Genomic DNA, 25,494 nt, shown 5'->3' on the forward strand with positions numbered 1-25,494 from the left:
ATAATATCAATACATCATTTTTAAAGTTATACATTATTGTTTTCCATATCGCAAACAAACAACAATTTTCCCAAACGAGATTTAAAGATTGTATCAAATACTATCAATTATATCTCAAAGTGTTATAGACTGTAAACAACAAATTAGATAACACCCTATTATACAATACATTACCAAGCACTATGATTTTACAACACCAAATTACAAGCTAATTCCGGCTTACTTAGTCAGTATTCGCAAGTCCATATTCCTATGACGAGCCATCAGTTGTGCCACATAAAGTGAACGGGGGAAAACATTCTTCTCATTCTGTCCTTCCCAAACACCATCCGGACGATCGATAAAAACTCCCGGATATTTTTCACCCTTCATACCAAAGTTATAATTATGTCCTGATGTCCAAGGACTCTGTACAGCAGCACGTTTCACACGACAGTTCCAAAGCACCTGAGTTACTCCAGCCCAGCCATGTCCACTTCCCATTTTACCACGATCCTGCACATTGATTTCTCCATCGGTAATCACATTATCATAAAGAGTACCAACTGCCCAGCGATGGTGAGGACCTATATCTGCATAAGTTTGCGAAGCCGTACAATTATAAAATACATTAGGACCACATACACGTGCACCCGTCACATAATCATGACGCCCCTCTGTACTCTGACAGTTCATGAACAGATTTTGCTGTCCCCAATTATTAAAAGAATATCGCAGTCCACCGGTTATCAGAGATTTTGTTTCCAGGCAACGGCAATCCGTCACAGTTACATTCTTCGCATTGCGTTCACAACTTACCGCTGAATACCCGAAATAGCGACAAGTCAGATTACGCGCCCAGCAGTTTTCCACTTTATCGAATTGAACGCCAATCCAACCATGCTCGTTATCCTCATAATGTTCAAATTCAGATTCCAAACACATATTAGTCACCCCGACTTCACTGATACGACCGTCAAATGTATACTTAAATACTTCACCGCCGCCATATTTCTCTTCCATTTGCATTACTACCGGATTATCAATATAAATACGGTTACCTTCTACTTTTACAATTTCACGTTCGAAAGAAAGATTATATTCCCGTGCAGTCCATTGGCGGGTTCCCTGGCGTTCAACGATCTGATCCATCTTAATATCATGTATCCAATTCTCTGTTCCCGGACGATAAACAATGATACGATCACCTACTTTAAAATTTGTAGCAGAAGAAACCTGAAAAGAGTGTGTTCCCACTGGTACAAAAGCATCCGTAATCTTCACCCTTGTTCCGGATACTTCCTCCATTCTACCATTACCAGATACTTCTATCAATGAAAAACGCTGCTTACCGATAGCCAATAAACGGGTTTCATTCACATTATCTCCTTCTCCGGTCAAAATAACCCCACCTGTATTTATATGAATGGTTCCATGAACATGATATACTCCCCGTTTCAGCAAAACCGTTCCACGGTGTCCGTTTTTATCCGGTTTCATACGAGACACTTCATCTATTGCATCCTGAATTCTTTGACGACTATCCCCTTTTTCCACAGGATATACAGTTTTTGTTACCGGATAATCAGGAATTGATTTATCACCATGATGATAACCAACCCGGCTAAAATCCGGTATCGTATTTCCTTGTTTATCGGGATAATAAGTTAACTCCCCTTTCGGAGTAATTTTCACATAGCTGGATTGCCAGCCCGGAGGTAATTTGGTCTGGGCAGATACACTTACACAAAGTGTTATCGCCAATATCCCCCCCACAAGTTTCTTTACACGATTCATTCTATTCTCAATTATTAGTTTGTATATAAATTCAGTTCAACCTTCTCACCCACCACAGTCGGTATTTGCAGATATTCTCCATAAAGAATGTCTGCTTTTCCATTTTCCCGGATAACTTGCACAGGGCGTCCTTTCCATGGGTTCTCTATTTTACAGACACGTCCTTTCTCACTAACCAGGGTTACTCCCTGAATTCGTCCTTCTTTCAAAGTAGAAGTAACCAAAAACGCACCATAAGCTCTCAGATTTTCAAAAGATGCATCCTTCTTACGATTCCAATTTGGGAAAACACGAATAATACCTTCATAACTTTGTAGCAGCATCTCATTAATAGTCAGGGGAACAGCTGCTAAAGTTTCAATACCTCCCCCACCTTGCACAATCCAGGAATTGGGATATACATCCATCTCAATCCGCTTCTTCAAATAAGATAGAATCTTATCCGAGGGATACCCCACACGTACAGCTCCGGGATAGCAGGTTTCAATTCCATTATTAGATGTATTTCCCCAATCATTCGGATCACGTTGTTTATCCGCCCAATGTGCCACATCTTCCAGCAAAATAGCATTGAAAGCCACATCTGTCATGGGTCCCACAACACCGGCAGGGAGAATCAAACCATGAATAGATACCCTATTCAGCCCCGATGGAGGTACTTCTTTATCTTGAGGTCCTTTCTCCATATTCTTCAAACTTTGACGCCCGTCTTCTGTAATACCCAATGGGTATTCACTCAGTTTCTCCAAAATATCCTGCCAACGGGATTGCCGTATCTTATCAATGGAAAGGAAATCACTCATATCCATCACACCCTGAAACAGCATACGAACCAAACCCAACGAAAGAGTTGAATTAAAATCACCTAACCGATTACGCCAGACACCTCCATTGCGTTTATTAGGCATCACCTCGTTGAAATGATCCATACGAATGACATAACGTCCATTCTCTAGAGAGAGATAATCTTCCCAAAAATCCGCACAGGCCAGAAGATACGGATATACTTTACGGGCATACGCCTCATCATACGTACTGTAATATCGCATCAACATATTTCCAACACTAAACACCGCATTGATTTTCTGTCCCAGAAACTTATAACCACCATCAATTGTATTTTCACGGGTCGAATACTTTTCCTGCATTTCTTCAGGAGTTAACGGCCACATAGCTGTACATAAACCTTTAGGACCGATACCCACCGGATAATAGATACCTTTGCAATTCAGCAATTCCTGCGCATGCTTCCGTCCAGCTTCCATATAATCTAATAGAGGTTGATCAAAATTATCCGTCAGACTAATATGATTGGAAGAAAATGACGCCCAGTAAGGTGCCTGATAATTATAATTCAGATGATAATCACCTCCCCATGCCGCTTCGTCACGCGTAACAAATGGTCCCCAGATACCAGGTGCAAACTTACCCTCACGGGAAGAACAAGCAAACAAATATTGCGACTGATAGTAATACTTTTCAAAATAACTATCACCTATATTAATATGAGACTGTTTCCAAAAATGATTCCACCAAGAATGATGTTCTTTCCGTAATTGCTCAACACCCGCTTCCGTTACTTTCTCTGCTTCTGTAATAGCTTTGTCTTTCCAATCCGGTGTATCATGATTCGTATAAACAGATATAACCAATTGTACTTTCTTACCAGGAATCAAGGAGAATTCATCAGAATTTGAGTTTAAAGCCAATGCCACATGAGTAGGCCAACGCAACAATTCCGTATTTTCAAATGAACGACTTACCCACATTACTTTATCTTTGCCTCCCGCAGTAGTCGAAGTATTACCTTCCGCAGCCCATAGACGCAAATGGGCAGTAACGGCTTTGTCCGATTGCAATTCAATGATAATCTTATTATCCGTTGCAGCAACCCATGCAGACAAATCCAACTGACAATGAGGAGTTGTGAATTTAGTTCTGATTTCAGCAGATCCGGGCAATTGTTCCGCATAGTAAGTAGCTCCTTGCAGTTCTTTTATCTCAATATCCAGTCCGCCCGGAAGCGCAATTCCTCCCGGATAAACAGGATAAGCCCTCCAAAAATCATTTTTACCAATATAAAAACAGAGTTTATCAGGAGTACCTCCCATTGTGATACCGATATCTCCATTACCGGCTAAAGGAGCATCCGGAGTTTTGGTAGTGGGAACATGCTGTGGGGATGAAGTAAAGACAGCTTTATAGTTATCAATGGCAAACTGAGCTTTCACCCCAATAGTGCTCAGCAATGCTACGCCCAAAATAAAAGCCTTGTGTGTATTCATAGTCCTATAATCATTTATCTAAAACAAAAATAGACGTATCTTACCAACAAGGCTTGCAATATTATTTCAATCGTTTGGAGAAATGGCTCAAAATGCGTTTTTTAACGCATTAACCCACTATAGAAGTTGTTTTCCCTTTCTCTTTTCCTTCGGGAAGAGAAAGACGCACCTTTTTATGATTCAACTCAAGTTCTGCAACATTTCTCTGTTGAGTCGGATCGGCATAGTTTATTACGTACCGACCGGATTCATTTTTCCGTATCATATAGATTCCGGGAGTTTGAATATTCAATATCAAATCCGTACTTACAGTCAATTGTACCGGCTGATAAGCGGCCACCCAACAAGTAGTATTTCCTTCACTATAGACAGCCTGAACAGTAGCATCATTACGGAGTATCCGTATATCAGATAAATTAAAAGCAGCCACATTTTCCTTGTCCATTTCGGGCAATATCAAATATTGATATGTGCCTTGCTTAGGTGCAACACCATGCGTCAAATAGATGGCAGTCACCTCTCCATGTGTTTCTTCCGGGTGATACATTTGCATCACATCATACCATGATCCCGTACGTTTTGCTGTTTCAGCTACAACTTCATGATTATTGCCCCATACAATATATCCTGTATGATCATGAAAATAGCGCTGTTCCTTTCCCTTAGCAGATTGCTTTGTATTCACAACATTCCATCGTGCATTTTCCCAAGAAAGCAGTTCCCCATTTTTATGGCATTGCTCTATAGAAGTGGTAACAACAAGATTACTATCTGCTTGTATGCCAGCTCCCAAACAAAGAATAAAGTCATCCGTACAAACCCATGCCTTATGAGCCTTCACTCCGGAACGATCTAATTCCATAACAGTCATTCCTTGTTTTCCATCCGAAACAGCTCCTACAAAAGTTCCTTTATTACGAGGCTGATAACTTTTAATCAGAGGCATAGGCGCATTATCTTCAAAAGCTGTTACTCCCGGCAATTTCCGCCAGTCCCAAAGAGGAAAAATATCCAGATACTCCTTACCATCTTTATAAATATAAGTAGCTCCATCTGCCATATAATACCCTTTCATATTATCGCCATTCATCATTTCCGTACCGATAATACGGTCAGAAGCCATTTTTATAGACGCCATCCAGGAAGGACAGCGATGAATTGTATAATCCGACTGCCAGAAATGCTTATGTCCTGTAAGCACATTCACCGCAGGCGCAGGATAATTATCACGAAGCAAAGCTATTGCCACAGCCACGCACTCATCTGATTCACCTCCACCTAACTCCGAGGCTGCAAATGCAAGACTCAGTGCTTTATGTACGGGAGCATGATGAAACAGTTGACGTCCCAAAGCATTCACATCCATCATTCCTTTCCAGATTACCCAACGATAGCCCTTATCAATCAGTGTACTCAGAATACTCAACTGTTTATCATCAAATGCTAACGACGTCCCTGAAAATAACCCAGAGAAGAAACTCATTCCGGATACGAACGAAAGCCCATAATTACCAAACTGCTGCTGAGCACCATGCTGGTGAAAGCACCAATCGTCTTTTATACCTTCTGCTCCACCCGTGACTATTTCAGATGCAATGGTATCACGCGCCATCTTTACCAACTCATAATCATTCTGTAATAATGCACGCATCATCACATTTCCGGCAAGCCATACCTTATTCTGTCCGGTCATCCCAAACTTAGCATTCTCCATTACAGTTATAGCGTTCTGTTTCTCCACAGGGGTCAATTGCTTCTCAAACAAGATAAAAACCGTACCCAGTGTTTTAGGAATACCTATTTGATTATACCACCAGTTCAAACATACAGGTTTAGCAGTAAACCAATAATTCAAAGCTTTATGAATAACCGCTTCCACCTCCGAAGAACGATAGTAGGAAGTCTGATCAGAGTTATAGAGCTTTACCAGCTCCAGAATACGTTCCGCATGAATTTTAGGTTCCCAGCCAGAACGCTTTTTGTCATCGTAATTAATATCCGGCCATGTTCCGGCTTCCGTGAAAGAAGACAGATAAGTTTCTATTTTCTTTAAATCAAAAGGATATCGCTGATGTAACTCTACCACAACCTGATCCGAAATCTCTGTTTCCGGTTGAATAGACGAAAGGATGGACAATAAGCCAAACGGATCTTTACCGGAAGGAACCAACATTCGGGCATAATTTTGCTTGATACACACCAACTCATCCACACCACTTGCCTGTACAGTAACAGATACAAGTAATAGACTAATTATAACCAGTTTACGCAAAACTTTCATTCCTGTTTATTTTTTCAATTGTTCTGTTTCCATTATAACAGCCGCCCACAATATACCGGCAACAGCCTCTTTGGCATTCAATATTTTGGGAACAGTAACATATTCTATAAAATTCTTTTTAATCACAACTCCATCACATGCTCCTATCACATCCAGTAAGCCTCTGTCATTCACTTGTATAAAAGGAAAGAGACTTTGATATCCCCTATATGCAACCGGAGTATATTCCTTTGCTTTTAAGAGCCCTAACTCTACACCACGCTGAATAGAGTATACAAACATAGCAGTTCCGGATGGATCTACAAAATTTAAAGGATTATCTCCTTTATCCACAACCATAAACCAACCACCGGTCTTCTTATCCTGCACTTCTTTCAGCCCTTTACACATTTTCAGATAAATATCAAGGACCTGCTGATAATTCGGATGTGTTTTGGGTAGTAAAGCCAGTAATTCAGGTACCACCAAAGTGTACCACCCCATACCTTCACTCCATACCTCCGGTGACAGTCCAGTAGTTTTATCCGCCCACACAGCCTTTTCAGGCTCTGTAGTCCATGCATGAAGGATAAGTCCATCCGAGCGTTGCAAATGACGGGCAGCAGTAATAATATTCCTACATGCCACATCATAGCAATAATCAGCTTCTCCTACATATTGTGCACAACGTATAAGGAACATCTGCATCATAAAAACACCATCTATCCACATATTAGGACTCCGGTTTCCATGCCAAAACTGTCCATCGGAACTGGGATACTGATCCACAGCTTTCAATATTTGCAAGGCAGCTTTCTTGTATTTCTCATCACCCGTACGCCCGTATAATGTACAAAAGGCCGAACCTGTCATAAAATTATCGAGATTCGTTAATCCGCCTCCTTTGTAATTACCCGCTTCATCGACGAAATGATCCATATATTTCTTTATATACTCCAGATACCTGCTATCACCTGTTAATTGTCCCAAACGGTCCATAGCCTCAAACATGTATCCCTGCACATATGTATAATCTTTCCAGTAAGCCATCCGATAATCCGGATATCTCGTCATCAGTGTTTCCGACAAAGGTATAGCTAAATATTTCGGAGTAACTCCGGGTGTATATCCCAGTTTAGCTTCCGGCACTCCCTGAGAAGTAGTTCGCCGATAGCGGGTAGTAGTCTCCTGAGTAACCAGCATAGTAACCTCTCCTTCCACTACCGTACCGGCTGTATGTTGAGTAACTACCCGGTTTTGAGCCATAGAAGAATGACTTGTACCGACTACACATACGATACAAACTCCTACTATTATTTTCCGTGTTATTATCATAGTCATTATTGATTAAATCCAAATCAACGGGTTACGTACAGGCAGATTACGCACCACTTCGTCGGTTACAGGAAAATGTTCTAACTTCTCCCACGTTGACTGCCAATTTTTATTATGAGTCTGTAGCGCACCGAATATCAGGAAAGGATGCGCTACCGGCCATTCATCCCAATACATTACATCTTTCGTATAAATCCAGCTTTCTTTATCAACGACATAGGGATAGATAAAATTAATACCCTTCTCCATATTCTTACCCCCCTCTGCCGTATAAGTCCATAAATTATCATTCTTATCCGAAAGCGTCTGGCATATTGTTGCCATGGCATCCAGATTAAATAAAGAATAACCATAAGGTTTCGTACGTGCTGCCTCCAACGGAAAACTACCGTCTTCCGCCATCTGCTTAGGTAAAAGTACTTCTTTATAACGCCGCTTACAAAAATCCATCATATCCTTATCACCGGCATAACGGGCAAATACAGCAGCCTGCATCACCCAGCAAGTTCCATGATTGTTCTTAGCATTCATCTCGTCTATGCCATACTGATGTGTGAACATCCATTTCAAATAATCAGCAAACCACTGTTTAGTAGACTTTATATCATCCTTAGACAATACTCCAAGCTTTTCTAACTGCCATAACGATTGGGCTACTTCCATAAGATGTACCGTATCAATGATGCCAATACCACGTCCTGTAGCAATTCCCTTAATAGCTTGCGCATACTGCAAGTTAGGATTCATTTTCGTAGACTCATTCACAAACCAGGCACGCACATGCGTCAGTATCGCATCCACATATTCTTTATCCTGAGTCAATAAATAAGCAGAAGTCAGATTACCTACGATTGAACTAAAACGTATCATAGCATGACGATGAGCTACAAAATTATCCGGATTGGTCTCGCCATCCCGACGCACATAAGGTCCGTCAGGATTCAAAGTATCCGGCCACCAATAATCACCCTCCGAATAAAAATCATGTATATCCCCTGCACTGCGTTCCGCTATAAAGGCGGTAACCGTTACCGGTTCCTCCTTTATATTCATAGCGGCACGTTCCAGTATACCCTGCTTTAAAACGCACTTCACAAAATCTTTACCGTCTTTATCCGATGTACACGAAATAGCCAGAAAAGAACAGATCCCTAAAAATAACATACCTACCTTTTTCATAATCTTACTGCACCGTTATAAATGATGTTTGGACTTTATCAGCTTTTACAGCTACACAGGAAGTACCGCCTTGCGTACGAACCCGGATTTGTGCCCGCCCGTTACGTGCCTGTACTTTGCGGGAACCGGTTGCCGTGCCCTGATTCTGTATCAGTTCTCCGTCACCGGCAATATCGAAAGAAACAAAAACCCTGGAATCAAGACACCTGATACCATTACTATCTACCAGCTGGGCTTCAACTTCAACAATTCCGTCTTCTTTAGAAGTAGAAGTTACCCGGAATGCATGTTCTTTCCCCCACTTCTCGGTCTGATATTCAAAGCTCAATTCATCAGCAAGAACTTCTTTTCCAGCAGCCACTGCACGCAATGTATTCTGCCCCTTAGCAAGCTTCACATTCCAGCGCAAACCCGCTGCGGGAAAATCCTGACTATTACGCTTGCGTATCCCCTGGCTTTGTCCGTTCACAAACAGTTCCACCGATGGACAGTTAGAGTAAACCAAAACCTCTTTTTCTTCATCGGCATCTCCCCATCTCACAGGCCAACCATGCCCATAGATATGTACCATAGGCTTTTCTGTCCAATAGGATTGGAATACGTAATAGCTTTCCTTTTTCGTAAAGTCACGTTCCACCACTCCTTTCTGATTCATATATGGTACCGGATTATCCGGACGCACCGGTGTGGAAAAGTCCTTAAACGGCCAATAAGCAGCACCGGTCAACCAAGGCATATTCTCCTGTTCCTTCAAATGCCAATCTATCAGCTTAACGATATAACTTTCCGACCAGTCTCCTTTCTTCAACACCAGAGCCGAACCGTTCAGAGCCGCATCGCCATCACTTTCACCTTCTTTTCGTATAGGAGCAGTAGCCTCCGCATGACGTCCGGCATGGCTATCCCCCCCCACTCTACATGCAGAAAATGTTTTACCTTCTCCATTTCTTCTTTGGACATCTGCTGATAATCTGTATAAACCCCACGATACCAACCGGCCCAGATAGAAGGAGAATATACATCTACAATATCGCTACAGAATGCACAACGGCGAATTGCTGTCTTACGTTCGGCATCAAGATGATGTGTCAGTGTATTCAACTCACTCATCAGGCTCCGTATCTCACGTTGTTCAAATTCAGGAAAGTCATTCGGCCAGTCATTCTCATTACCCAATCCCCAGATTATCACTGAAGGGTGATTATAATGCTGGGTTATCATATTCGTCAACATACGTTTCGCTTGTCCGCGATAAGTTTCATTCCCCACACCACCACGGCACCAGGGAATTTCTTCCCAAACCAGAATGCCCAGTTCATCACAAAGATTCAAAATGATTTCAGATTGCTGATAATGCCCCAGACGGATGAAATTCACACCCATCTCTTTCATCATTTTCATTTCCTGTATCATCTGTTCCTCAGTCATGGCAGCAGCTACTCCTGCATGATCCTCGTGCCGGTGTGTTCCCCTCAACAAGAGACGCTTTCCATTCAGCATGAAAGGGCCCTTATCTATAAACTCAAAAGAACGGAAACCGAAACGTTCACTCGTTGTTATTTTCTGTCCATTGGCTGTTACAGTAACCTCGCAAGTATATAATACCGGATGATCTACATCCCAAAGTTGTGGTTTATCAATCTGAATATCCAGCATATCCAAATCCCCCAACGGAGTTATTTTATCCAACGTACGGGCAGATACCACTTCACCTTTAGCATTCTTCACAGTAACTTCCACCAGTGCTTCACGCACATCCGCAGGATTATAGAATGTACCGGATACCTTTAACATTCCCTTTTTCAATTTAGCGTCCAATGCCGGTTCTATCCGGAGAGAAGTCACGGAGACTTCCGGAAGATACACCAGATTCAGATAACGGTAAATGCCGCCATACAAATTGAAGTCCGATAAATCCGAAGGTATCATTTCAGCATCCCGGGTATTATCACAACGAATACTTAATGGAATTTCACCTCCAAAACGTTCAGCCTCTTTGCTTGCCAGAAAAGCTCGCACGGCATCTGTTATATCTACATTCCAACTATCATATCCACCAACATGACTACCCACTTTGGTCATATAAACATATACATCCGTCTTCTGTCCCGCTCCTTCGAATTCCAATACCACCCGTCCGTCAGGATATGGATTATCCAGCTTCAGGCGTGTTTTATACCATCCCGGTCCCTGATAGTAATTCAAATCCGGATCAACAGCATCCTCCGCATTAAAGCAGTGGGGCAACGTCACTTTTGTCCATATAGGTTGCTCTTCCGGCTGGCCTTTCTTTATAGGGCGTACCAGTTCCCAGATATTGCCCACATCCTGACGGAGAAACTCCCAGTTATCCGTTAACCGGATCTTATTGCCCATCACAGGTACCTTCGCAAAGGTACCTGCAACAAAGCAACTCATCACTAACAATGCAATTATACGTCTCATACCTATTGATTCTCCACGTTTACAGAATAGCCGTACCTTCTTTCTCTAATTTAGCTTTCTTAAGCAAAGCTTCCAGGAAGTAATAGTCTGCATAAACCAAAGGCACATCTCTCTCAAAGTTGTGCGCACCTGTGCTGTGCAGCAGTAAGAATCCACGGTCACCATCTAATTGCGCACGATAGTTCTTGCTTAAGCTCTCAACAATCGTATCCGCCCATTTCTTGTATAATGCTGCTTTCTCCGGATTATACATGGACAATTCGTACATGGCACAAGCCATCACTGCGGCAGCAGAAGCATCTTTCGGTTCGTTCGGAATACCCGGAGCATCAAAGTCCCAATATGTAACCATATCTTCCGGCATGGTAGGATTGGTAAAGATGTAATTGGCTATGTGCTCAGCTTGCGACAAGAATTCCGGAAGTTTCGTTTCGCGATAACACATGGTATAGCCATACAAGCCCCATGCCTGGCCTCTTGACCAGGCAGATTCGTGATTGTATCCCTGGTGCGTATGCTTATGAAGCACGTCTCCGGTGATTGTATCATAATCGATTACATGATAAGAGCTATAATTATCGCGGAAATGATTTTTTATTGTAGTGCGTGCATGTGTATTTGCAATGTTATAATACACAGAGTCACCGGTTTCCTTAAATGCCCAGTACAGCAATTCAAGGTTCATCATATTATCGATAATAACCGGACATTGCCACTTGTCACGGCTGTGATCCCAGGAACGGATACAACCAATTGTTGGCTTATAGCGGGTAATCAATGTAGCAGCAGATTCCAACAGGATATTTTTGTAGTTTGCATCATTGGTCAGGCGATAACCGTTACCAAAGCTACAGTACATTTTGAATCCCATGTCATGCGTTCCGCCATTCGTTTTCTGGTCTTCTATGTTAGCGGTAAATGCCTGTGCCTGTTTCTTCCAAAAATCATCTTGTGTATACTCATACATATACCACAATTCACCGGGAAAGAAACCACTGGTCCAGTCTCTTGATGCTACCAAACGTAAGGTACCGTTATCTTCTATCGTGCGGGGAGAAACCGGCTTCCTTTTCAGCTGTTCCTCCGGCATACTTGCTTTTGCAGAATCTATTTGTGTAAATGCATACTTCAACTGCTGTCCGGCAAAATCAAAACTGTCTTTTACGACATCCGTTTCTTTTGTCGCTTGGCTGCATGCTCCACATACGACCAATAACGATACTAATCCTGTTTTAAATTTCATAATAGTTATTCTTACTAATGTTGATATTGATTTAAAGATTAAATTCTCCATAAAAAGATTGCGCTAAGATAGGCGATTTATCTTAGCGCAACTTTCAATATTGTCTTATTCATTTGAGATTCTATTCCAAACGATATGTAAAACATAAGCTATTTGGGAGTTTCTCCCTTATCATTATGCCTTTGTACCCACTCTGAAGGTGAATAGCCATAAAATGACTTGAAGCAGTTGGTGAAATAAGCATGGCTATTGAAGCCTGTGTAGACCGATATTTCAGAAACCGTATAACTGGATTCCAACAAGAGTTTGGCAGCTATTTCCAAACGTTTATTACGTATCAACTCTGTTGGAGAAAGCTCCGTTACCGCTTTCAGTTTCCGATACAAGTTGGCACGACTCAACCCTAACTCCTGACTTAACAAGTCTACCCCAAGCTCCGGATTAGAAATATTCTTTTCTATAATCTCAAAGAAACTCTGCGTGAACCGATCATCCCCCGAAACAATCTCGATACCCATCGCTTCCGGAGAGAACTTCTTTCCATATAGTTTCTTCAGTTTCTCACGGGATTCCAGCAAACTGTTGATACGGCAAATCAGCACATCCATACTGAAAGGTTTCACAATATAGTCATCGGCGCCCACCGAAAAGCCTTCCTTGATATGAACCACCATGGACTTGGCCGTCATCAGTACAACCGGAATATGCCCAAGCTGTAAATCCTGCTTCACACGTGAGCACAGTTCCAGTCCGTCCATCTGCGGCATCATGATATCACTCAGTATCAAATCCGGATATTTCTCCAGACTCAGTTCCAGTGCATCCTTACCATTGTTTACATCCAGCACATAGAAATAAGGATCCAGACATTCTTTGACGTAAGCTCTTACTTCATCATTATCTTCCGCCAGAAGTACAGTCCACTTCTTCTCTATCTCAAAATGCATTTCCTTGGCTGACGGAATAACGTCCTCCACTACCTGCTCTTCATCATCCTCCACCAATTGCTCCTTGCCGTAGACAGAATTGCTGATCGGAATATAAACCTTGAAGATCGTACCCGTAGGCTGATTATGGGATACGGAAATAGTGCCTTTATGCAGAAGTACGATAGAGCGTGTCAGACTCAAACCGATACCCGTACCCACATTCTCTTTATTGTCATCTTCACCCTGATAAAAAGGTGCAAATATATTCTTCATATCTTCCTCCGTAATACCCTTCCCGGAATCGGTAACCGAGAGACAGGCAAACCGGGTATCGGCAGGCATCTTATTCAATTCCGCCTGCTGTTCTGACGGAAGTTCGGCAAAGGTACACCGGGACAATGAGAACACAACTTTACCATTATTCGGAGTAAACTTCATCGCATTGGACAAGAGATTAAAGACCACCTTTTCCACGATAGACTTATCAAACCATGCCGACATTCTCTCCTCACTCTTCTCAAAAGTAAATTCTATGGATTTCTTTGCTGCAAGATGGTTGAAGGCATAGTAAATCTCTTGCAGGAACAGATTCATATCCGTTTTGGCAATATGCAATTTCAATTTACCCTCCTGGTTCTTGCGCAGATCCATCAACTGATTCACGAGCAGCAATAGGCGTTGAGCATTACTGAATATCAGGCTCAGCTTATTCTTCACACTGGAAGAAAATTCCGGCATAGACACCAGATCCTGTAAAGGTGCAATAATCAATGTAAGCGGAGTGCGGAGTTCATGGGAGAAATTGGTAAACATACGTATCTTCGCCTGATGGAACTCTTCCAGTTGCAGTTTCTCCTTCTGTTTGAATTGCAATTCACGCTCCAGCTTTTGCTTCTTCGATATATAATACATGATGAGTGTCATTATAAAGACAAAAGCAATGGCATAAAACAGGTAAGCATACCAGGTTTTCCACAAGGGTGGATGCACAATGATGCGTATCTTACGTGTCTGTTGACTCCAGACTCCATCATTATTAGAAGCCTTCACTTCAAAGACATAGGTTCCCGGACTTAAGTTCGTATAGTAGGCTTCCCGACGATTATCTATATAATTCCAGTCTTTATCGTAGCCTTTCAGGAAAGTGGCATACTGATTCTGCCGGGCAAAGACAAAGTTCAGTGCGCAGTAACCGATAGAGATATTATTCTGATTATAACTCAGCTCTATTTCTTCCATACCGTCCAGCACGGTGTCCAATATTCTCGTTTCGTCTTCCGGTTCAATCACTTGGTTATTCACTACCAATTTCGTGAATACCAATGGCGGTACAAAAGAATTTAATTGCAACTCCTGCGGATTAAAGGTCACAAAGCCATTGTTACCGCTAAAACAAATTTCTCCATTGGGCAGTAACAAACCACTATGGGGAGTAAACTCATAGACTCCGATTCCATTCAAAGAATTGTAATTGGTAAACTCCTCTGTTTTCAGATTGTATTTCGAAATACCATTGTTCGCGCTGATCCATAGGTTATTGTCGTTATCCTCCACAATGGAGCAGATATCATTCTCAATCAATCCCTGTTCCTTTGTTACGGTCTTTACAATTCCTTTCTCTTCATCGTACAAAGCGATACCACCGCCGAACGTACCAATCCAGATACGACCGGAAGTATCACGCACAATACCCGTCACATAATTACTAAGCAACCGATGAGGCTCTTTCTCATCCGTATCATAGTAAACCACCTCTTCCCTATTTACATCGTACTTTATCAGGCCGTCATTACGGCTGCCAATCAACATTACCCCATCACGCAGTTTCAGTATGCATCGCGAACTGGCAAACAGGCAACTGTCTTTTCCGCCATTTACAGGAAAGTGTTTCTGAAGTTCCTTTTTATCCGACAAACGCATCACTCCCATACGCGAATCGGAAGTTATAATCCACAGACTATTATCCTTATCACGAAGCATGGAGTAAATGGACATCTCCCCCGGCAGCTGATAATAGAACGTATATTTCTTAGTGCGGGTATTGAATTGATAGATAGATCCCTTATTCGTTCCGCACCAAAGTATATCATCTTCCAACAGAAGCCCTTTTATAATATTCTGACTGTACTGCAACTTTGAAGCCTTATCTATCGGATAATACGCATACTGCCTGTTTTCCAGATTATAATCGAGCAGCCCTCTGCCCTCCGTTGCCATATATAAAGAACCTCCGGGAGTAGAAACCATACAACCGTATATCCCAAACAATGCATCAAACACCGTAGCAGGATCATGGAAATCAAAGCGGTTGTTAAAGCGGCTGGAGAAGCTCACTCCGCCAGCATACGTCCCCACCCATACCGTCTGGCTCCTGTCTACAAACAACGAATAAATGGAAAAGTGACTCAGATTCCCCTTTTCAAGGGAAGCATCTGTATGTTTCCAGAAAGAATTAGTAGAAAGATCGATGGTATATAGCCCGTCGAATGTACCGATAAGCAACATTCCGCGCAACTCTGATATGGCTCTGACGCTATTGCTCGTTAGAATACTGTTACCCTTATGATAGGTCACCATTTCCTCTTTCTCAAAGTTTATGCGATACAATCCGCTCAGTCCGCTTCCTACCCATAACGTTCCGTTTGAATCTTCATAGATAGTAGAGATACTATTGCCAAGCAGATGAAGTCCCGGCGTCCGGGTAGTCAGCTGCCGTTGCACTTTCATGTTCATATCGCAGACAAACAGGCCTTTCGTAGAAGTACCTATCAGAATCTGATGCTGCTTCGTTTCGTAGACTACAGAGATGAATTCATCTTTGATCTTCCCGTTCAGGTCTATACGCTGAAATACATCCATTGCAGGCACATACAGGTACAGCCCCTTAGTAGTTCCTATCCAAAGGCGATTACGGGAGTCTACCGTCAGGCAGCGTACTTCACTTTTGGCAAAAGCACCGTATCGTTCGTCAACAAACGGTTTGATACGGTTGGTTTTCAGGTCGAGTTTATTCAATCCGCGTGCCGTACCAATCCACAAATTGCGGTCGTTATCTTCGGCTAAACTCCAGATATGATTATCACTCAAGGTCAGAGAGTCTTTCGGATCATGTTTATAGATCACGAACTCACTGCCATCATAACGATTCAATCCATTGCGCGTACCAAACCAGATGAAACCTTTGGTATCCTGGAATATTTTAAGCACAGATATCTGAGACAAACCATCTTTCAGATTCAGGTTTGAGAAATAGAAGTTCTCATTATTCTGCGCAGTTACTTCCAGGGTTACTAACAAGGTTATCAGCAAAAGAATATGTTTTCTCATAGGTCAAAAAAATGTGATAGGCTTATTTCGTCAACAACTCCGTAGCGCACCATAACAATGGAGCATGAGCGTGCAGGTCACCGGTGATTTGTTTGCGGTTCATGTAATGGTTCTTGTCATTCTTGATATTGGTTCCCTCGCATACGTTTGTTACCTCGTCTTCATCATTGATATATGAAACCAATGCCAACCATCCTTTTGTTGCGGCAGGAGCATAGGTTTTCTTATCGAGCCAACCGTGTTTCACACCCACCAGCATGGCATAGGTGAACATTGCCGTGCCGGAAGTCTCTTTATACGAAGCGGGTTCATCGATCAACTGGTGCCACATTCCATCGGGGTCCTGATTTTCGAGTAAGGTAGCCATCATCTTTTTATAGGCTTCCATAATAACCGGGCGGTTCGGATTATCCTTCGGAAGTACGGAAAGCAAACGGGACATTCCGGCAGCCATCCAACCATTGCCACGTGCCCAGAAGAAAGGGGCTGTAGGAGCGTGATAGAAAAGACCATTCGGTCGTTGTATCCTCTCCAGGTACATCGCCATTTCAGCAGCGGCGCGGTCTATATACTTCCGATCACCCGTAGCCAGATAAGCTTGCGACTGTATGGTGGTTATCATAAACATGTCGTCAATCCATACACGCGTTTGCCAGGAATAGCCCTGCTCGGCATACGCTTTCTCCTCCGGCTTGGCATCGGCAGGAACTTCCCATTGGGTATCGGCATATTTCATTCCGAGATCGAAGTATTTCCGATCGCCTAACTTCTGCATATAGATTTCAAGGGGAACAGCGCCTACCACGTTATAGTCTACGTGCACCATGCGGGGAAGCATATTCTTTTCTGTAGTAAACAAGGGTTCAAAGCGTTCCTTCAGCCGCAGTTGCATATCTTTATTCTTCACGGCTTTACTGAACCATAAGGCGCCCAACCAAGTGCAGGCATCAGGATAAGTCACATAATTAGGAGCTTTTTCCGCCCGCGGATTTCCAAAGCGGGTATGAGGGGTGACCAGGAACTTATTGACTATACGCGTACCTATCACTTTCGGATCGGCATCTTTCATACGTTTCTTCAAATCGGCATCCTGAGCGTTCATTGTTCCACACCAGCCTGAAAAGGCGGCAAATAGGATAAGTAAGATCTTGTGCGTCTTCATTCCATAGTATTGTTAGCAGATTAATAACTATGGCAAAATTAGGGAATTTGGGTCTGAAGGGTTTGAAAGATCGTTCCAAATGCTTGAACTATTAGCTCAAAATAGCGTATATATGCCTCTTAGATAGGATAGTTCAGCGATAGAATTAGAGATTGACAGACAGATTCACCACAATCATCAAATTCTCGCTTTATTGAGATCAAATACTCACCGTAGCGAGAGTTTTTTCTCATCGTATTGAGTATTCTTTCTCATCGCATTGAGCAAATATTCTCAAAGGGGTGAGAAAGAATAAGAAACTTACTGCCTACGCTGACTATACCCTGCATAAATCATCAGCGCAAAAGCGCAGGCATACGTAATGAACACGGCAGTCAGCCCCGGCGGCGTATCACCTCCGCCATACGAATGAAGGCCGGACAGGTAGTAGTTCACACCGAAGTAAGTCATCAGTACCGAAGCAAGACCCAGTACGGACATGACACTGAATGCATAATCCGAACGGAGAACGGGAAGAAAGCGTGCATGCAGGATAAAAGCATAAACCACCATCGTAATCAATGCCCAAGTCTCTTTAGGATCCCAGCCCCAATAACGCCCCCACGACTCATTTGCCCAAACAGCACCGAGAAAGATACCTGCCGTCAGCAGATAAAGCCCTATGTGCAGGGACATTTCATTGATGATGCGGAGTTCACGGATATGGGGCTGCAACAAGGCTACTTTCGACGGATTGCCGGCACTCATGAATGCAAGAGTAAGCAGTCCGAGCAGAAAACTGATACCGAAGAAGCCATAACTTGCCGTAATTACAGCCACATGTATCATCAGCCAATAAGACTTCAACACCGGAACCAGAGGAGTGATTTCGGGGTCCATGAAGTTCAGGTTGGCAACAAACAGGATGATACCTGCAAAGAAAGCTGCCAAAGCCAACGTCATGGAGGAACGCTTGATAAACAAAAGTCCCGCCAACGCTGTAGCCCAGGCAACATATATCATGGATTCATAAGCATTGGCCCAAGGGGCACGCCCGGATATGTACCAACGAATACCGATGCCGGAAGTATGCAACAAGAAGATCAGCACAACCAGCGTCACCAAGGGAATGATAATGGTTTTCAGCAGACAGCGTCCAGGTTTCAGCAACTGCCCGACAGCGAATATCAACAGCAACAGCCCGACAGCCATATACCCCATAGCCGACCAGAAGAACAACCGTGCCTTATTATAAAACAATTCCCACGACACTTGCTTCTCCGTCAGCAGAGGTGTGTCGCTCTGCTTCTGTTGATACACGTTCATCATGGAAAGCACCTCTCCCGCACTCTCCCATGTACCGGTGCGCAAGGCATCAAAGGCTTCTCCCAGATACCACGGCATGATTTTCGATACGAACAGAGAGTCTTTCCCGGAATACACGCTTAAATCATCTCCCGGAGAATACCATTTACCACTTGTATCTCCCGGCAACGGGAACAGTGCAAACATCTTTCCTTGTTGCAGGGAATACAGGATATTAATCTTTTCGTCCAGTTTCAACAGGTCCTTTTCAAGCCGCGAACGTTCGGCTGCCGGACGGGAATATGCCTTGTCTACGGCATCGGAAATCAGATAGCTGCCATCTTCACTGAATACATCAAAGAAACGGATATATTTACCTTCGGGCAGAGAATAAGCTTGCGGCAATTCTTTATTAGTCTGGCGGATAAAAGGAATATTTCCCCAGTAAGACGGATTAATAAGAAAACCGATAATGACCTGTTCGGAACTAAGTCCTTCAAAAGTATCGCTACGGTAGATCTTGCGCAAGAGTTTGTCCGTATAAGTATCTACAGGTTCAATACGGCCTGTAGGACATTGTATCTGCATTCGTCCCCATTGTTCAGCCTGTTCCGCAGGGATGGTGTTCTTCAGCAGATGTTCCGTTTCAGCCTTTTGCGCAAAGGAAAGGGTGGGAAGAAAAGCCAGTAGCAAAAGAGGAGTCACCTGTTTCAATTGTTTTGCCAGTTGGCGGAAACGGGACTTTTTATCTGCCAAGGTCAGTAACATACCGGCAAGCAGCAACAGATATCCGGCATACGTAATACCCGTTCCTGCCGTATCATTGTTGACGGTCAGGATGGTACCCTGCTCATCAGCATCATAGGAGGACTGGTAGAGCCAGTATCCCTGCTCGTAAATCACCTTATTCATGTAGATGTGTTCGCTCCGTTCTCCCTCTTCCGTATGAATGGTAAGGAAACTCTCGAAAGAAGAAGGGCTGTGAGAACCGGGATAACGAACTAACTTAAAGTCATCCAGGCGGATGGAAAAAGGTAACGGGCGTTGATCTTCCGTTGTACGCATATGGGACACGGTTTCTCCTTCCCTGATATGCACAATGCCTTCAAAACCGAACATATTAGTCACCAATGCTCCCAGTAGGATTACAATGAAGGAGATATGCAACAGTAAGACTCCATATTTGCGCTGGCTCCACAAACGGGTTTGCCAGGCAGTAGCGCAGAAATTGAGAATCAAAAGAAATTGCAGAAGATAGAAAAGCGGATTGTTATAGATTATTTCCCTTGCCATCGCCGTCCCTTGCGCCTTCTCGACAAAAGTTGCGGCAGCCAGCAGAATCACATAATGCACCAGCAATATCAATGTTATCTTCCACGAAGTGAACATCGCTTTCAGGGAGGAGCTTACTTTTTTCATGTGTGTATCATTCAATTGAAACATTCAACATAGCCAACAATTCTGCAAGTGCCGGTGGCGTCAGTTGCTGGGCAGCATCAGAAAGAGCTTTCTGCGGACAGCAATGCGACTCGATAAACAGACCGTCGGCGTGCAAAGATATGGCTTTCTTGCAAATAGCCGCCAATAATTCACGTTTTCCTCCGATATGGCTCGGATCACAGTAGAAAGGCAATTCAGGAAAATGAGTATGAAAACGTTCCGCCAACTCCCAAAGGGGGGCATTGCGGTAAGGAGAACTATCTACCGTGCAGAAGCCACGATGAATGATGCGGATGTCTTTCAGTCCGGCCTGTTGAAGGCGTTCTACCGCACCAATCCATAAGTCTACGTCGGGACATACAGGATTCTTCACCCATACCGGCATATCGCACCCGCGCAGGGATTCTGCCAGTTCGTGCATCATAAAAGGGTTGACCGTAGTACGTGCACCAATCCAGATCATATCCAGACCGGCTTTCCGTACAGCTTCCACGTGGCAGGGAAGTGCCACCTCAGTCATAACCCGAAGTCCCAGTTTCTGTTGTATCTCTCGCATCCAGTCCAGTCCTTCTTCGCCAACTCCCTCAAATGTTCCACAGCGCGAACGGGGCTTCCACAAGCCGGCACGTAAAGTGCCAACGCCTATCTCTTTCAGTCCTCTTGCTGTTTCCAACATCTGTGTACGACTTTCCGCACTACACGGACCGGCCACTAAACTTATAGTTTTCATATTTCCATTCTCCATATCAATTCATAAAAAAACCGGCGCAATCTCTCCTGTCAAGAGTTCAGGCGCCGGTTTATTCAATCACATATTAATCTTCGATAATCACACGGAAGCCTACATTATATACTTTCTGCCAAGGCAAATACGATCTGCGGTAATATGTGGTGGACGCTTTTGGATGATCATTCCATGATCCGCCTCTAACCACTTTCTCCGTACCCATTCCTTGCGTCTTTTCATTGTAAGGATAAGGCAGATAATCAGAGGATGTCCATTCGGCAACATTACCCTGCATATCATAGAGTCCCCACGCGTTAGCCTGGTATCCGCCGCCTTTCACCATCAGCATATTGCCGTCATCCACACCATTCTCCTTGGGTTGATAAGTGTAGTACTTATACCAAGGGTCAGTCTCCCGCATCGGCATCGGATTCACTCCTCTTACCGCCATCTGATTCAGATGCTTGTCGGCCAGATTCTCAAACTTACCAAAGTCTGTGTTTAAAGAACCATACCAAAACTCACCGTCGCTACCTGCACGGCAAGCCCACTCCCACTGAACCTCGGTAGGCAGAGTGACGGTCTTACCTGTCTTTTCACTCAGTTTCTTGCAGAATGCCATTGCCTCTTCCCAGCTCACACGGATGGCAGGCTGTTCAGGGTTATTGGCAGGATATCCTTGGTGTACATGATCTTTCCACAACTGACGAATGAAACGGCTGTCATGTTCCGGAAAGATTGTACGAAACTGTTCATTGCTGACTTCAATCTCACCCATCCAGAATCCTTTCTTCACAACCTGCTTATGAGCAGGAGAATAATCGGAATGGCCTCTATTGCTACCCATCACAAATGAACCGGCAGGAATGCGGACAAAATTCATCTTTACTCCCGGAGCCAATTCAATGCTCATCTTCGTTTCTCCTTCTTTAGCAAGCATAGCCTGGGCAGCAGTTTTATCAAACGGCCAGCCTTTGACTTTTACATCCTTGTCTTTATACTCCTTCTTTTCCGGTTTCACTGGAGCCGGTTTCTCTTGTCCTTCCAGGTATTTGGCATACGAACGGATCTCTGACTGCCAGTCTACACCGGAGCGGGCATATTTCTCCGTCAATTCCGTACGGCGACTGATTTGCTCTACTCCCTTAAATTCATTGGCCTTGAACTTGCCATGATAAGGAGCATTGAAATCAATCCAGTTGTACAGAGCCTGCCATTCCTTGTCGGTCAGTTCCACTCCATGATGTCCCGTCTTCAATATTTTGATCAACGGACTCACGGAAGCATGATACTCATACGGATCGAGCACTTCAATCTCCGCTTCGGGACCTTGACGATATACATAAGGATGCAGATTCAGGTAACTGACTCCAAAACCAGAGAACTTATCTATCTTTCCACCTGTAAAGTCAGCCAGTTTATTAGAACCATCGTGGCAGGCAATACAAGCACGATCCAGCACCGGCTGTACTTCCAGATCAAAAGTGAAAGAACGTACGCCACCTTCCGGCTTCGTAATCTCGTGAGGTGCCATAGCCGAAGCTTTCACACGTTTCGGTATAGGCAATTGGTTCTGGTCTTCATGACATCCTACACAAGAAACAGTTTCTCCCGGCATACCGGTCAACCAACTACGCATCCACTGAATGGCACGTCCTTCCGAATCCAACGGCTGCAATGAAATGGGCGTATTGGCAGGAATCTTAAATATCGCAGAACCGTCTTCTTCTACAGGAACGGTACCCAGCAAGCGCTTGATATCCCAACCACTCTGAATACCCTGCGCCCAATGGTCGGACGGAGTTTTGTTATAAGCATATTCATAAGCAAGCACACGGAATGCTTTTACTGTACCACGAGGCACACCTTCCAGACCTTCACCTTCGTATATATCCTGAATGAATACGGTAGCCTCCTTACTGGCCAGATTAATCTTTTCAGGAATCACCGGAGGTACCGGACGTTGCACTACAGGAGTCGGACAAATAAGGCCTTCACCTTCAAATTCGGCAATCAGCGTGAGGTTATCGTATATGTCGATCAGATAGACTCCCCACAGGGCGCTTTCATTCAGCTTAGCAGTAACCAGGAAATATTTATCCGTCAATGGATAAGGCTTGATGAACTGAGGCCAAACGCCATCCACCAATCGGTCTTTTACAATCGGTTCTATCTTACGGTCGCGGAAAGGCAATTCCTGCAACATACCTTTCTCTGACTTACGGCTCTTTGAAGGATCAAACAACATCAAACGGCCGGAACGTGTCACACCATGGTGACCGGAAATCACACCGATAAACTGTGACGAACTACCGGGCAGCGGTTTGGCATCGAACGTACTGTTCGGGAAGTAAGAACCACTACCATACAAAGACTTCTGTTCCGTTCCGTCCGGATTCATGTGCATTACGAAGCGGGAAAAATAGTGGGTCAAATCCGTATATTCCCAACGTGTGTACATGATACGGCCATTATTCATAACCGTTGGTGCCCAGTTGGCATCCTGGTCAAAGGTCAGACGACGCAAAGAACCATCTTTCGGATCATACAAGCACATATTACCTACTTCGTCATTACCATTCACGCAAGGTACACCGTTATAACCGATATTGGATACAGCGATAAGCTTACCGGAAGGCAAATAAGTAGCATCAAAGAATTCCAAATCCTTTTCCGGAGTCTCTATGAGTTTCTTCAAACCGGTACCATCCAATTTCACTTCAAATACTTGCCAGCGGCGGTCGGTATCTACCATAGAGAACATCAAACGGTCAGCATCCCAATGTAATTTCAAATCAGGCACAGAGGAACCGTTGGTAGGTTTAAAGATAGTACGGGTCTTAACATCTCCACGCAAGTTGGATAACTCCGCAATCTCAGCATTAAATCCACCGCGTGAAGCGGAAGTCTGGTTGGACCAGTTGTTATTCTGAGTACCCAGGGCACGCGGATTCACCTGACGGGCAGAAGTACCTATCTTATAACGGCCGACAATGATCTTATCCATATCCAGCGCTGTATTTGCCAGCAGGATATCACGCTTCAATTGCAAAGCTTTGTTGGCAGCTTCCAAGGCAGAAGCCTCATTTTTATAAATACCGGAGAAACCTTTTCCGGTCAGTAACTTCAGTTCGGCAAGCTTGGCCTGGTTCGTATTCTTATCATAACCGGCATCTTTTACCATGTCATTATAAGCCTCTTCAATGGCACGCATATTCAACCAACACAGAGATTCCTGCAACTGATATACTTTCATAGCCTCCTGTGCCAGATTCAAATAGCCGATAACCTGATCGTCCAAGGTTGGTTTAGAAACAATCTGTGCAACCTGGGCAGTGAAATAAGATTTATCATTCAACAGATTAATAACTTCCGTTGCTATATGTTTTTCGATACCGGCATCATAGGTCGTAACCAACGCTTTCATATCGCTTCCACCGAATGGCAGAAACAAAGTAGCCTCAGTCGGATATTTGGCAACGAGATCCGAAGCAGCTCCGGCACCGGTAATCCCTTGGAGACGGAAAATCACCGTACCCGCAGAAGAGCGGTTCTCCAATCCGATCTCCGCCTCAAAGCGGGTATATTTCTTATCCAGAGGAACCACGATTTGCGCATTGGCATTTGCCATGATCGTGCGTTTGTAGGTTTTGCCTTTCATGACTACATCCTGTCCCTTGGCATTCTCATTAAAACGCAGATTGCCGCTACCTGTTTTCTTGAAAGTACTTCTCAAGTCGTTCAGCCAAACCGAAGAGCCATCTGTCGCTACTAATTTAGCATTTGCCCATACAGCCTGATCATCTCCTGTACCATCTACAGTACCCCAGGTATAAAGCACCATTTCATCCAGTCCGGTTATATCCGCCGAGAAAGGCACTGCCGCCTCTTTTGCCTTAATTACCTTCGATGCAACCGGCAAACAGGTCTTTTGCATTTCCGCATGGGCCTGATTCTTAGCCGCAGCAATGCTTTCCGCCCACGTAGCAGGCGCTTTCACCTTCGCACTCGCCCTTCGCTGTGCCATAGTGGGAAGCGACAGGGCAATGCATACAGACATTACTAATAATTTCTTATTCATAATACTTTGTTCTAAAGTTAA

11 protein-coding genes and 1 pseudogene are annotated in these 25,494 nt (G+C 43.8%); all 12 read right to left on the bottom strand.

The features are described 5' to 3' along the window. Positions 1–219 precede the first annotated feature (219 nt). Entirely contained in the window at positions 220–1,776 is a 1,557-nt protein-coding gene (locus BWI44_RS05635; RefSeq protein WP_115501617.1) for a hypothetical protein, read from the bottom strand. Positions 1,777–1,790: 14 nt separating this feature from the next. Then, positions 1,791–4,061, bottom strand: coding sequence for a glycosyl hydrolase family 95 catalytic domain-containing protein (locus BWI44_RS05640; RefSeq protein ID WP_195208204.1), 2,271 nt, complete (start codon positions 4,059–4,061; stop codon positions 1,791–1,793). A 109-nt stretch (positions 4,062–4,170) separates the two neighbouring features. Further along, complete coding sequence (locus BWI44_RS05645) at positions 4,171–6,342, bottom strand: polysaccharide lyase 8 family protein (protein WP_195208205.1); 2,172 nt, start codon at positions 6,340–6,342, stop codon at positions 4,171–4,173. A gap of 6 nt (positions 6,343–6,348) precedes the next feature. Beyond that, positions 6,349–7,656 carry a glycoside hydrolase family 88/105 protein gene (locus tag BWI44_RS05650; protein WP_195208206.1) on the bottom strand — a complete coding sequence of 436 codons (1,308 nt, stop codon included), beginning with the start codon at positions 7,654–7,656 and terminating at the stop codon, positions 6,349–6,351. Between the two features lie 12 nt (positions 7,657–7,668). Continuing rightward, positions 7,669–8,835 carry an alginate lyase family protein gene (locus BWI44_RS05655; protein ID WP_195208207.1) on the bottom strand — a complete coding sequence of 389 codons (1,167 nt, stop codon included), beginning with the start codon at positions 8,833–8,835 and terminating at the stop codon, positions 7,669–7,671. Between the two features lie 4 nt (positions 8,836–8,839). Then, a pseudogene (locus tag BWI44_RS05660) lies at positions 8,840–11,280 on the bottom strand (glycoside hydrolase family 2 protein). A 19-nt stretch (positions 11,281–11,299) separates the two neighbouring features. Then, complete coding sequence (locus BWI44_RS05665) at positions 11,300–12,523, bottom strand: glycoside hydrolase family protein (protein WP_195208209.1); 1,224 nt, start codon at positions 12,521–12,523, stop codon at positions 11,300–11,302. A gap of 149 nt (positions 12,524–12,672) precedes the next feature. After that, the gene (locus tag BWI44_RS05670; RefSeq protein WP_195208210.1) at positions 12,673–16,779 is read right to left on the bottom strand and encodes a two-component regulator propeller domain-containing protein; all 4,107 of its coding nucleotides are present in this window, start codon (positions 16,777–16,779) and stop codon (positions 12,673–12,675) included. A gap of 22 nt (positions 16,780–16,801) precedes the next feature. Next, positions 16,802–17,941, bottom strand: a complete 1,140-nt coding sequence (locus tag BWI44_RS05675; RefSeq protein WP_044533280.1) for a glycoside hydrolase family 88/105 protein — start codon at positions 17,939–17,941, stop codon at positions 16,802–16,804. Positions 17,942–18,241: 300 nt separating this feature from the next. After that, complete coding sequence (gene ccsB, locus BWI44_RS05680) at positions 18,242–20,644, bottom strand: c-type cytochrome biogenesis protein CcsB (protein ID WP_229036041.1); 2,403 nt, start codon at positions 20,642–20,644, stop codon at positions 18,242–18,244. Between the two features lie 7 nt (positions 20,645–20,651). Further along, the gene (locus BWI44_RS05685; protein WP_044534281.1) at positions 20,652–21,395 is read right to left on the bottom strand and encodes a DAHP synthetase I family protein; all 744 of its coding nucleotides are present in this window, start codon (positions 21,393–21,395) and stop codon (positions 20,652–20,654) included. 85 nt (positions 21,396–21,480) lie between these two features. Then, positions 21,481–25,473 carry an SUMF1/EgtB/PvdO family nonheme iron enzyme gene (locus tag BWI44_RS05690; protein ID WP_195208212.1) on the bottom strand — a complete coding sequence of 1,331 codons (3,993 nt, stop codon included), beginning with the start codon at positions 25,471–25,473 and terminating at the stop codon, positions 21,481–21,483. Positions 25,474–25,494 lie beyond the last annotated feature (21 nt).

It is taken from the genome of Bacteroides sp. Phil13, assembly GCF_001940965.1.
Classification (GTDB): domain Bacteria; phylum Bacteroidota; class Bacteroidia; order Bacteroidales; family Bacteroidaceae; genus Bacteroides; species Bacteroides intestinalis.